Source organism: Pseudomonas sp. FW305-20 (genome assembly GCF_058788075.1).
Genome location: NZ_JBYTAJ010000002.1, coordinates 194,908 through 206,767, shown reverse-complemented (window position 1 = coordinate 206,767; position 11,860 = coordinate 194,908). Strand labels below are relative to the sequence as shown.

The 11,860-nt window shown below is 58.3% G+C and carries 9 protein-coding genes and 1 pseudogene; 2 read left to right on the top strand and 8 right to left on the bottom strand.

Annotation, left to right across the window (positions count from 1 at the left end; translation table 11 throughout):
* Positions 1 to 223: 223 nt before the first annotated feature.
* The 5 genes and pseudogenes from AC3WP4_RS02905 to AC3WP4_RS02885 form a co-directional block, all read right to left on the bottom strand.
* A pseudogene (locus AC3WP4_RS02905) lies at positions 224 to 681 on the bottom strand (REP-associated tyrosine transposase).
* A gap of 92 nt (positions 682 to 773) precedes the next feature.
* Positions 774 to 1,859, bottom strand: coding sequence for a polyamine ABC transporter substrate-binding protein (locus AC3WP4_RS02900; RefSeq protein ID WP_102614713.1), 1,086 nt, complete (start codon positions 1,857 to 1,859; stop codon positions 774 to 776).
* A 60-nt stretch (positions 1,860 to 1,919) separates the two neighbouring features.
* Complete coding sequence (locus AC3WP4_RS02895; RefSeq protein ID WP_074876523.1) at positions 1,920 to 2,261, bottom strand: cupin domain-containing protein; 342 nt, start codon at positions 2,259 to 2,261, stop codon at positions 1,920 to 1,922.
* Between the two features lie 43 nt (positions 2,262 to 2,304).
* Positions 2,305 to 3,708, bottom strand: coding sequence for an NAD(P)/FAD-dependent oxidoreductase (locus AC3WP4_RS02890; RefSeq protein ID WP_102614714.1), 1,404 nt, complete (start codon positions 3,706 to 3,708; stop codon positions 2,305 to 2,307).
* Between the two features lie 50 nt (positions 3,709 to 3,758).
* Positions 3,759 to 4,574, bottom strand: a complete 816-nt coding sequence (locus AC3WP4_RS02885; protein WP_102614715.1) for a helix-turn-helix transcriptional regulator — start codon at positions 4,572 to 4,574, stop codon at positions 3,759 to 3,761.
* A gap of 262 nt (positions 4,575 to 4,836) precedes the next feature.
* Between AC3WP4_RS02885 and AC3WP4_RS02880 the strand changes: the two genes are divergently transcribed.
* Complete coding sequence (locus tag AC3WP4_RS02880) at positions 4,837 to 5,109, top strand: DUF1652 domain-containing protein (RefSeq protein ID WP_008156356.1); 273 nt, start codon at positions 4,837 to 4,839, stop codon at positions 5,107 to 5,109.
* A 66-nt stretch (positions 5,110 to 5,175) separates the two neighbouring features.
* On the opposite strand, the gene AC3WP4_RS02875 is transcribed toward AC3WP4_RS02880, so the two are convergent.
* Positions 5,176 to 7,650, bottom strand: coding sequence for a UvrD-helicase domain-containing protein (locus AC3WP4_RS02875; protein ID WP_102614716.1), 2,475 nt, complete (start codon positions 7,648 to 7,650; stop codon positions 5,176 to 5,178).
* 280 nt (positions 7,651 to 7,930) lie between these two features.
* Here AC3WP4_RS02875 and AC3WP4_RS02870 point away from each other — a divergent pair, with 280 nt between their 5' ends.
* Complete coding sequence (locus AC3WP4_RS02870; RefSeq protein WP_102614717.1) at positions 7,931 to 8,626, top strand: pirin family protein; 696 nt, start codon at positions 7,931 to 7,933, stop codon at positions 8,624 to 8,626.
* Positions 8,627 to 8,690: 64 nt separating this feature from the next.
* Here the strand turns inward: AC3WP4_RS02870 and pgm are convergent, their stop codons facing one another.
* Both pgm and AC3WP4_RS02860 read right to left on the bottom strand, forming a co-directional pair.
* Positions 8,691 to 10,337, bottom strand: coding sequence for a phosphoglucomutase (alpha-D-glucose-1,6-bisphosphate-dependent) (gene pgm / locus AC3WP4_RS02865; protein ID WP_074876507.1), 1,647 nt, complete (start codon positions 10,335 to 10,337; stop codon positions 8,691 to 8,693).
* Positions 10,338 to 10,448: 111 nt separating this feature from the next.
* The gene (locus AC3WP4_RS02860; RefSeq protein WP_074876505.1) at positions 10,449 to 11,849 is read right to left on the bottom strand and encodes an aminotransferase-like domain-containing protein; all 1,401 of its coding nucleotides are present in this window, start codon (positions 11,847 to 11,849) and stop codon (positions 10,449 to 10,451) included.
* Positions 11,850 to 11,860 lie beyond the last annotated feature (11 nt).

The window sequence follows — 11,860 nt, the reverse complement described above, 5'->3', positions numbered from 1 at the left end:
TAGAGGTAAGTTACTTTTTTGTCGACGGGGTCTCACTTTGCTGAACTTATTAATATAAGTGCCAGCGCATTGATATCAGTTGGATCTTCATTGGATTAAAGATTTTGGCGACTGCTTCGCAGCCGAACGCAGGCTGCGCCAGCTGCTACGAGGATTGCGGTGTACACAAAACCTGTAGCAGCTGCCGAAGGCTGCGTTCGGCTGCGCAGCAGTCGTCAGATACTCACAACCAACACGCATCCCACAGCGGGTAATCATGAACCCGCGTCACCAGTCCCGTCCGGATCGGATTAGCTACGACATACCGCGCAAGCGCTTTCACATCGTCCTCCCTCCGAACCGCACGATCGTGGTAACCCTTCTGCCACATCCGCCCTCGCCGCCCTAGAGCCTGATTGACCGCCAAGCTACTGCGGGATTTGATTCGGCACATCAGCTCCGCCAGCGTTTTGTCTCGCAGCTGTACCAAACAGTGCATGTGATCCGGCATCACAACCCACGTCAGAAAATCGCCCAACCCTCCTCCTGTGCTTGACGCAACTCTCGTACGACCAACCTACCCAATTGCCAATCAACAAAAAACGGCTGCCGCTGATCAACGACAACCGTTAGCAAATAAATGCGCCCTGACTCAGAAAAGCGACCAACGCGTAGCTGTCCCGCATTTATACAAACAGGCATTCCATTGCCTCCTGATCCATCGAAAGGAGGCCTGGAATCTACAGCGTGTCAGTCAGCCCGATGAGCACCCAATGACTACAAGGTATGAACCCTCAACTCCCGGTCCGAATCTTGTTCCAGACCCGTGTCCGAATCCGGTCGATGTTCAACGGCATCGCCTCCAGCGCAAACAGTTTCCCCATCATGTCCGGGCTCGGGTAGACCTTCGTGTCGTTCTTGATCGCCGGGTCGATCAGGCTGTCGGCCTGTTCGTTACCGTTTGCGTAGTGCACATAGTTGCTGATGCTGGCCATGACGTCCGGGCGCAGCAGGTAGTTCATGAAGGCGTAGCCGGCCTTTTCGTCCGGGGCGTCCACCGGCATGGCGACCATGTCGAACCAGATGGCGGCGCCTTCCTTGGGAATCTCGTAGCCGATGTCGATGCCATTCTTCGCTTCTTTCGCGCGGTTTTCGGCTTGCAGAATGTCACCGGAGAAGCCGACGGCCACGCAGATGTCGCCGTTGGCCAGGTCGCTGGTGTACTTGGACGAGTGGAAATAGCTGACATACGGACGGACTTTCATCAGCAGCGCTTCAGCCTTTTTGTAGTCTTCCGGGTTCTTGCTGTGATGCGGCAGGCCCAGGTAGTTCAGGGCCGCCGGCAACAGCTCGGGGCCGTTGTCGAGGATGGCCACGCCGCACTTTTGCAGCTTTTGCATGTTTTCGGGTTTGAAAATCAGGTCCCACGAATCCACTGGTGCGTTATCACCCAACACAGCCTTGACCTTGGCGATGTTGTAGCCGATGCCGGTGCTGCCCCAGAGATACGGGAAGCCGTGTTCGTTGCCCGGATCGTTGGTTTGCAGGGCTTTGAGCAGCGTCGGGTTGAGGTTTTTCCAGTTCGGCAGTTGGCTCTTGTCGAGTTTCTTCAACGCCACGCCTTGAATCTGCCGCGCCATGAAGTGGTTGGACGGGAAGACCACATCGTAGCCGGATTTGCCGGTCATCAATTTGCCGTCGAGGGTTTCATTGCTGTCGAAGACGTCGTAGCTGAATGCGATGCCGGTTTCTTTCTGGAAGTTTTTCGTGGTGTCCGGGGCGATGTACTCCGACCAGTTGTAAATCTTGACGGTCTCGGCCGCGTGGCCGAGGGTCGCGAAGAGCGCAAGGGGAGCCAGAGTCAATGTCTTTCGGATCATGAGTCGATTCCTGTTTGATTTGTCTTTTTTTATTGGGGGAGCTGGCAGGCAATCAGTGGATCAAAAAATCAAAACGTAGGTCTTGCGCACGGTTTCCTGGATATCCCAGATACCGAGGCTGTTGGCTGGCAACATCAGTGCATCGCCGGCTTCTATGTGCAGGGTTTCACCGTCATCCGGGGTAAACGTGCAGCGCCCCTGGAGAAAGTGACAGAACTCCTGGGCGACGATCTGCCGCCGCCAGCGGCCGGGCGTGCATTCCCAGACGCCGGTTTCGACGCCGTCGTCGCGTTCAACGCTGGTGGTCGAGGCCACTGCCACGGGCAAGCCCAGCGGTACGGCGACCGGATTCGACTGTTCCAGCTTCAGGGTTGCGGTGTTCTTGAATTGGGTGATGCTCATGGGAGTACCTGTCGATTGAGCCGATAGATGAATAACGCGCCGTTTACCGCATGAAACCTTCCATGAAGCCGGCAATACCGGTGGCCAGTTTTCGGCGCCAGGGTCCGGTAGCCGGGTTGGCCAGGGTTTGGTCTTCGTGGACAAAGCTGCGGATGATCGCGTTGTAGCCAAGCCAGCGGCAGGGCTCCGGTTCCCAGGCCCGGAGCGCGTCGAGCCCTCCGTGGATGACCCACGGCTGCCGAACCAGTTCGGTGTCGCGCTGCAGAATCAGGTCGGCCAGCGTCCGGCCGCCCAGGTTGCTGGCGCCGACGCCCTCCCCGCCATAGCCACCCGACAATGCGATGCCACTGGCCTGATCACACAACATGTGCGGCTTGAAACGCCGGGACATTCCCAGATTGCCGCCCCAGGCATGGGTAATCCGCACGTTCTTGAGTTGCGGGAAGAGTTCGCCAAACAGATAACGCCGCAGCTCCACTTCGCTGGTGGTCAAGTCGAAGTTGTGGCGTAACCTGGCAGCGAACTGATAACCGCCCCGCGCGCCGAACACTAACCGGTTGTCAGCCGTGCGCTGGCCGTAAGTGACCTGGCGACTGCTTTCGCTGAAAGCCTGGCCGCGACTCAGGCCGATTTCATCCCACGTGGCGGCGGATAACGGCTCGGTGGCCACTATCAAGCTTTGCACCGGCAACTGATAACGCCCCAACGGTGGCAAGGTGACCGAGTAACCTTCGACCGCCGGCACGATCCAGCGGCTGCGAACCGAGGCTTTCGCCGTGCGCAGCCCCCCCGACTGCCATTGGGTGACCGGGCTGTTTTCGTAAATTCTGACGCCCATTTTCTCCACCGTCCGGGCCAGGCCTCGCACCAACTTTGCCGGGTGAATGGTTGCGACGTGCGGTGCATAGATGCCGCCATATGGTTTGGCGATTCTGATCTGTTGCGCCAACTGCTCGGGGCCGAGCCAGCGGTAATCGCTTTCGGTCAATCCCTGGCTATAGAGCGTGTCGAGATAGTGCCGAAGGCTGGCTTCCTGTTCCGGATAGCGGGCCGCGCAATACAGCGCCCCGCCTTTGCGGTAATCGCAGTCGATGCCTTCACGTTCGAGGACAACCCCGACTTCGTCAGGAATGCCGTGTAGCAAATCGAAAGACGCCCGGCGCTGTTCGGGCGGCAAATCGGCGAGCAAGCGGTCTTCGCCCAGCACATTGCCCATCAGCCAGCCGCCGTTACGCCCCGAGGCGCCAAAACCGGCGGTTTGTGCTTCAACGATGGCAATGCTCAGGTCGGGCGCCTGGCGTTTGAGGTAGTACGCGGTCCAGAGGCCGGTGTACCCCGCGCCAATGATGGCGACGTCAACGTCCAGATCCTGATCCAGCGCTGCACGCGCCAATAATGGCTCGTCGAGTTGATCCATCCACAAACTGATAGTGCGCCACGCCGACATGCAAGACTCCGCCACTCAAACTTCGATGGCGTCGATCCTAGTGCTTGGACTCAGAGGCTGTCTTGCGCGCGTGCACGCAAAGAAATTTGTTTGACGTAGGCCTTGGGCGACTGGCCGGTGTGCTGGCGGAAGCAACTGTAAAACGCCGACAGCGAATTGAACCCGGCGGCAAACGCCAGTTCGTCGATACGCAGTGGCGGCGTGGCGCTATCCAGTGCCGCGAGCAAATGCTGCAGGCGCGCGTGGTTGACGTATCGATAGAAGCTCTGGCCAAGCACCTGATTCAGCAAGTAGGAAATTTGATTGCGGCTGTACCCACACTCCTTCGCCACCCGTTGCAGGTCGAGTTCGGGATCGAGATAAGGTTGCTGGCCCTGAAAATACTGCTGCAAGTCTTCAGCCATGAAACTCAGCTGGCGTGCAGACAGCCCGAGTCGACTGACCGCCGGACGTTTGCTGCTGGTGGCCTTGCTGACGGGCTGTTCATGCACCAGCGAGGCATATTCGTTGACCCGCCAGATCAGTCCGTCACGGACGGTAATCGCCTCGCTGGCCCGGAACGACACCAGGCCTCCACCACCGCGCAGGGTAATACGGTACTGAATGAACGCCGTGTTGCCGTCCAGACGAATACGGTCCGAGTGCTCCAGGGCTTCATCGGCATCGCGGGGCATGCTACTGCGCACGTATTCACGCAACTCGGACAGCCCCATCACACGGTTCTGGAAGAAATCGCTGTACTGAATCTCTGGATGATAGAGCGCCATCACCCCGTCCAGATCCCGGTGTTTCCAACGCAAGTGATAGCGCATCACCGTGTCGCCCGTGGCCTGGGCTTGCAGCGGACCATCATCATCGGCGTGCATAGAGGACTCGGCAAGAAAAGGCCGAGCTTGCCGAAATTCCGTCTCGGCTTCAATGACCAACCGTGACGGCCCATTGCCGAACCCGGGCTATTTCTATGACCTGCATCAAAAAAACTGAACCAATCGCTAAACGGCCTGAAAAATCCACATTCTTTTCACATTCGGATGCTACTTTTAAAGGCAGTCACCGGTTGAGCCATTGAAGGCTCTTCCCTCCTAACATGAGCTAAAGGAAGCGCTCGATGAATAAGGCGGGCTACATATGAATAAAGGCTTCAGTAAAGTCACCTTTCCCAATGCCTGCCAGCTGATGCGCTGGCATTTTCATCCCATGGGTTTCGAGGCGAGCATGGATGCGCCGGGCAGCATGATTGCCCGTCTTTTTGACCGTGCCAGTGGCGAGACCATGATCGCCATCGCCGGCATTCCTTGCGCGACGGTAATGAATGCTGCGGATGTAGAACGAATAATCGAAGCGGTGGAAGACGAGCTTGAGGCCTTCATTCCGCCAGCCGCCCTCAGGAGCTATGCCTGAAGGCTGAACCTTCAACAACAAGCCCACATTTAGTGGGCTTTTTTGTGCGCGACGATTTTTTACGGTTCACGCCGATGCCTTGCCCTGCCGGTGATCGGCAAAGAACGCCTTGCCCTTGCCGATCCGATCGGACGCCTTAGGTACGTTGGCCGCCTGGGTATCTTGCCCATCGACATACCAATAGCAATGACTCACCGCCCGAGTGATGCCGACGTAAGCCAGTCGCAGGATCTCGTCTTTCTGTGCGCTGTCATACGCTTCGCTGTCGCCTGGTTTGCCGAGACCCGCCATGCGGTAGACCTGATTCTTGTACGGCGAACTGGTGAGGTGTTGGCAGTCACCCAGCAGGAACACGGCGTCAGCCTGAAGTCCCTTGGCGCTGTGATAAGTCAGCTGCTTGAGCCTCCGCGCTTCGTACGGCAAGCTAGAATCCACATTAACTACAGACTGAATATGTTCTTCTATCAATGACTTATCGCTGCTTTTTCGATAAAGCATCAAGATTGAATCGCCCTTTTGGTAGTGCTCCATCAGGCGTTTGGCCATGCCTTGATCGTCACGATCGAGAACGTTAACCGGCAGCAATGCCTTCGGCTCGCCACTGGCCTTGGCCTTCTTGCCTGCGATCGCCGGCGCCGCACGAACGATATGTTCGGCGGCATCGATGATGTGCTGGTGACTGCGGTAGTTGTCGCTCAGCATGACTTTGGTCGTGCTGGGTGAAGGGAATTCCTTGTTGAATTCCATGAAGTACGTCGGCGAACTGCCCCGCCAGCCGTAGATGGACTGCCAGTCATCGCCGACACACAGCAACGACGAACGTTGTGCGCCGCGCCCCACATGCATGGCCGGGCCGCGACTGCGGATTTCCGTGAGGCTCGCGCGAATCCAGGAAACGATCTGCGGCGATACGTCCTGAAATTCGTCGATCATCAGGTGCGACATCGGCCTGAGCAGCTCATCGCTCAGCAACCTCAGGTTTTCCGGCGAATGTTCGCTGAACAAGGCGAACATCCGGTTGTAGGTCATCACCGGTGGCTTCTGATCGAGCAGATGATCTTCCAGCGCTCGCCAGTACAAGCTCAAGGCCTCGAAGAAAAACCGGTCGGGGTCGTCCTTGGCAAAACTCATCTGGCCCACGGCATTGGGTACATCCAGGCCAAGATTCTCGATAAATCCGGCGGCAGCGACAAAACAGTCCAGCAACGGCGCAGAACTGAGCTCGCCCTTGACCTTGTAATCGAAGCCCGGCCCGGCGCTGGCATCGCCTGCAAGGGACGCCAATACACGCTTTGACGATTCGTAACTATCAAGCCATATCAAAGGCTTACGACAGAAAGCTTGAAACAGGGTGCGCTTGACCGCCCATTCCGCTCGAACGCTCAATTTGGCATTCGGGCGGCTGGCCTGCGGGTTTTCCCGTGGATCGAATCCCAGCACCACCCAAGCGTCCAGGCTGGGAATATAGCCATGACAATGAAATGTCGAGCCGTTGATATCGAATGTCTGGCGCTTCGGTTCAATGCCTTTGATTGGCCAGGCACCCGCGCGAAACCACAAATCTTCGATAGCGTCGCAGAGCTCTTCATCACGCTTGGCGGCCAGTTCGGTCACGGCCATGCGTTTCTGCACATCCGGGTGATCGCGCTCCAGCTCCTTGAGTTGCAGTGCATGACGGGACAACGGCTTGATCAGTTCGCGAAAGCGCTCATTGCGCGTGTGCAGGCTGTGATAGCAAGCGTTGAGTTGCTGGCGCTGGGCGTCATTGATGCGCAGGTCGAAAGGATTGCTGTCGACCTCTTCATCGCCGCTTTGCGCACGGTGACTGAGGTTTTCGAAGGCTTGCAGCCGCTCGAAACCGGGCAGGCTGCGAACCATCGGCAGGATTCGCGAATGGAAGGTGCGCACCAGATCGCGCGCCTCCTTGAGGCTGAGCGACCGGCCCCAGAGCGCAAACAGCTCGATCAGTTTGTTGATGAAGTCTTTGCGCGATTCACGGGTAAAGGTCACCACCGTCATCGAACTCAGCTCGAACCCCAGATAATGGGTGAGCAGCAAAATACGCAACACCAACGTGGTCGATTTGCCCGCACCCGCGCCGGCAATCACTGAGGTCGAGGGCGTGTCGCTGAAGATCATTTTCCATTGCGCGGTGCTGGGCTGGGCGTACGGTGGCAGCAGTCGGGCGACATCCGTCTTCATGCGCTTCTTCAACTCGGCGCTTAACGGCAGACGCCAATCGTCGAACAGATTCTCGTCAACATTGGGCGGTCGGTGTTCGGTCGAGCGCGAGTCGCGGATCAATAAGACCTGTCGGCCTTCCTCCAACCCTTCAAGTTTGCCTTCCTTATAGCCGTAGTCCACCCCGGCGCTGTGTCCGCTGCGAAAGCCGTCGGCCTGACCGTGCAGCCAGGATGCCCGGTGTTGTGCGCGCAGACGCGTGAGGCCGTGACCAAAGAACCGGGCGGCCAGACGCTTGAGCAGCGGCATCTCGGCCAGGGGACGAAGCTCAGGAGGAAGATCGGGGGTGTGTTGCGGCACGCGGGCTGACTCCAGGGTGTGAGGCTGTTGCGGGCTATGGTGTCTGCATTTGCCATTCAGTTCTAGTGAAATGCTTACAGCTCATTGGCTTATGCGATGAAGTGAAGGTTGGGTGAGAATCTTTCGAGGTGATTAGATATCAAGTTATTCGATTGTATTTAGGCATTTTTTACGCTTTTTATCGATTAGTTCCTGATAGATGATGCTCGCCATCAACCACCGGTTCGCGTTTCGTGGCTCAGGCGCTGCGCCCCATGACGAACCTATTCAGGAGACGATCATGCTTGAACTCAGACCTTTCAGCTCCCTGGGCGGCGCCCACCATGGCTGGTTGGATGCCCATCACCACTTTTCGTTCGCCGAATACCATGACCCGAAACGCATGAACTGGGGCAACCTGCGGGTGTGGAACGACGACGTGATTGCGTCTGGCACCGGGTTCCCGAAACACCCGCACCGGGACATGGAAATCATCACTTACGTCCGTGAAGGCGCAATCACTCACGAAGACAATCTGGGTAACAAGGGTCGCACCGAGGCCGGCGACGTTCAGGTCATGAGCGCCGGCACGGGGATCGCCCACAGTGAATACAACCTGGAAGCCACCGAGACCAGGATCTTCCAGATCTGGATCATCCCGAACGAAACCGGTTTGGCACCGTCCTGGGGCGCCAAGCCGTTTCCAAAAGGCCAACGCGAAGGTTTCGTGACGCTGGCGAGCGGTAAAGCCGGCGACGATCAAAGCCTGCGGATTCGAGCCGATGCGCGATTGGTGGCCGCAAACTTGAAGGCCGGTGAATCCGCCGAGTATCGCCTGGACAATGGCCGTCGCGCCTATCTGGTACCAGCCACCGGCGTCATTGAAGTCAATGGCTTGCGTGCACAAGCTCGAGACGGTATTGCGGTTGCCGATGAGCACGTGTTGCGGGTGACCGCCATCGAAGACAGTGAAATCGTCCTGGTGGACCTGGCTTGATTGGGTAAACGCGGGACAAAAAAATGGGGCGGCCATCATGGCCGCCCCTTTTTTACATTCTGGATTACTTCGCAGAGATCGCGCCGTCCACCAGTGTTTGCGCTTCTGCCACCAATTGCTTGAGGTGTTCGTCACTGACGAAGCTTTCTGCGTAGATCTTGTAGATGTCTTCGGTGCCCGACGGACGCGCCGCGAACCAGCCGTTCTCGGTCATGACTTTCAGACCACCGATCGCCTGATCGTTACCCGGTGCGTGGCTGAGGATGCTCTGGATTGCTTCGCCCGCCAATTGGGTCGAGGTGACCTGGTCCGGCGACAATTTGCTCAGCAGTGCCTTCTGCTCAGGGTTGGCCTTGGCATCGACGCGCACCGAGAACGGTTCGCCCAGTTCTTCGGTCAAGGCGCGATAGGCCTGACTTGGGTCGCGGCCGGTGCGGGCGGTCATTTCTGCGGCCAGCAGGGCCGGGATCAAGCCATCCTTGTCGGTGCACCAGACGCTGCCATCCTTGCGCAGGAACGAAGCGCCGGCACTTTCTTCGCCGCCAAAGCCCAGGGAACCGTCGAACAGACCGTCAGCAAACCATTTGAAGCCGACTGGCACTTCGTACAGACGACGCCCCAAACGTTTTGCCACGCGATCGATCAAGCCGCTGCTGACCACGGTTTTACCCACGGCCGCATCGGCGCGCCACTGCGGACGGTTCTGGAACAGATAGTCGATCGATACGGCGAGGTAGTTGTTCGGCGCGAGCAAGCCGCCGGACGGGGTTACGATGCCATGGCGATCGTGGTCCGGGTCGCACGCGAAAGCTACGTCGAAGCGCTCTTTGAGACCGATAAGGCCCTGCATGGCGTGAGTGGACGATGGGTCCATGCGGATCTGACCATCCCAGTCGACCGTCATGAAGCGGAAGGTCGGATCGACCTGTTGGTTGACCACTTCCATATCCAGACGGTAATGCTCGGCAATCGCCGACCAGTAGCGCACCCCTGCTCCACCCAGCGGATCGACACCCAGACGCAGCTTGGCATCACGGATGGCGTCGAAGTCGATCACGTTGATCAGGTCGGCGACGTAAGTGTTGAGGTAATCGTGACGATGGGTCGTGCTGGCCTTCAGCGCCTGCTCGTAGCTGATGCGTTTGACGCCGGCGAGCTTGTTGCTCAGCAGTTCGTTGGCCTTGGCTTCGATCCACTTGGTGATGTGGGTATCGGCCGGGCCACCGTTGGTAGGGTTGTATTTATAACCACCGCTTTGCGGCGGGTTGTGCGACGGAGTGATAACGATGCCGTCCGCCAGCCCCGACGTGCGTCCGCGGTTGTAGCAGAGAATCGCGTGGGAAATGGCCGGTGTCGGGGTGTATTCGTCACCTTCGGCAATCATTACCGTCACGCCGTTGGCGGCCAGTACTTCAAGGGCGCTGGTGCCGGCCGGGGTGGACAACGCGTGGGTGTCGATGCCGACGAACAGCGGGCCGTCAATGCCTTGGGCTTCGCGGTACAGGCAGATTGCCTGGCTGATTGCCAGAACGTGCCATTCATTGAAACTCAAGTCGAACGAGCTGCCTCGGTGCCCGGACGTGCCAAACGCTACGCGCTGGGTCGAAATGGCGGCATCGGGCTGACCGGTGTAATAGGCCGTTACCAGTCGCGGGATGTCGACCAACAGTTCTACCGGTGCCGGTTTGCCCGCAAAAGGACTGAGTGTCATGCAAAACCTCTGAAGTAGAGTGGTTCAGGAATAGGAACGCAGTTTACTGGCAGTTTGACCGCAGCGCGATGGGATCGATCCATCAGTATCACGCAGGGGCTGGGACCCCGTTCAATCGATCGACTCCAGACGCAAGGCGTCTCCTAACAAGCCCATCGCCGCGGCAAGGTCGTGATCACCGCCGAAGGTATGACTCAGGCGCAAGTGTTGCGCATGCAAACCCTGGAGGCTGAACAGCTCTCCCGGTGCGAACACCACCTGATGCTTGAGCAGACGCTGGAACACCCGACGTACATCGACCTGGCGCAGCGAACGAACCCACACGGTCGCCCCGCCCTGAGGGTCGACAAAGTGCAAGGCATCCCCCAGACGCTCCTGCAACAGTTGTGTCATCTGCACTTTGCGGTCCTTGAGCATCCGCCGTAACACCTGAAGATGCTGGTCGACACGTCCATTGCCGTACAAGCGCGCGATGGCTTTCTGGCGAATCGGTGACAAGCGGAACGAACGCAGCAGAAAGTACCGCTGCAATTCAGCACTGAAGTGCCGCGACAGCAGGTAGCCGTAGGGCGCCTCCGGCCCGATGATTTTCTCGAAAGTGGAAAACACGATCAGCCGATCGGGGTCCAGCAGGTCGCGAAAGCGCGGGCCGTCCGGTTCGAATCCTAGTTCGCCGTAGCAGTCGTTTTCCAGCACCCAACTGCCATGTCGCTCCAGCAACTGCGCGACGATTTGTCGGTTGTCGTCGGGTGCCAGGCTGCCTCGCGGCATGTTCAGACCGGATGAAACCATCACCAGCCGCACCGGCTCGGTCTCCAGCAGCTCTTTGAGCCATTCGACGTCCAGGCCACCGCAGGATTGCACCGCCAGCTCGATCACTCGCACCTGCGCAGCCTGGAGCAACCGCAGAATCGCCCAGTCGCACGGCGACTCGACCAACACCGTGGCGTCCTTGAGATTCAACACCGCGATTAGTATTTCCAGTACGCCACGCAGGTCGGCACCAATATAGACATCGTCGGCATGCCAGCAGCGCAGCGGCGAAGTGGTGTAGCGCGCGGCCAGGGCGATGCGCAACTCCAGCTCGCCGCAAGGTTGGGATGTCGGTTGCGGCTGACGCGGATACTGGCGCAGCAGTTCTCTTTCAAGTAGCAGCAACGGACTGTCGAGGGGTTGCAGCAGCGCCGGTTCATCGGCGCTCAACACCAGCATGCCGGGACGTCTGGCATTGACATAAACGGTTTCGAGCAGGTCGTTGCCACTGCTCAGCGTGTTGATGGAGGACACCGGCAATGCGTAATACCCGGACTTGGCCACCGAATAGACGCGACCTTCCTTCTCCAGCAGCGAATATGCGTACTGAATGGTCGAGATCGACACGCTCAGACGCTCCGCCAACTGACGCAACGAAGGCAGGCGGACCCGCGTGTCACTGACCGGTTCGTTGATCAGGTTAGTCAGATATCGGTACACCGCCTGATACGCGAAGTCTGTTTCTCGTGGCCCTTTCATGGGCAAGAGCC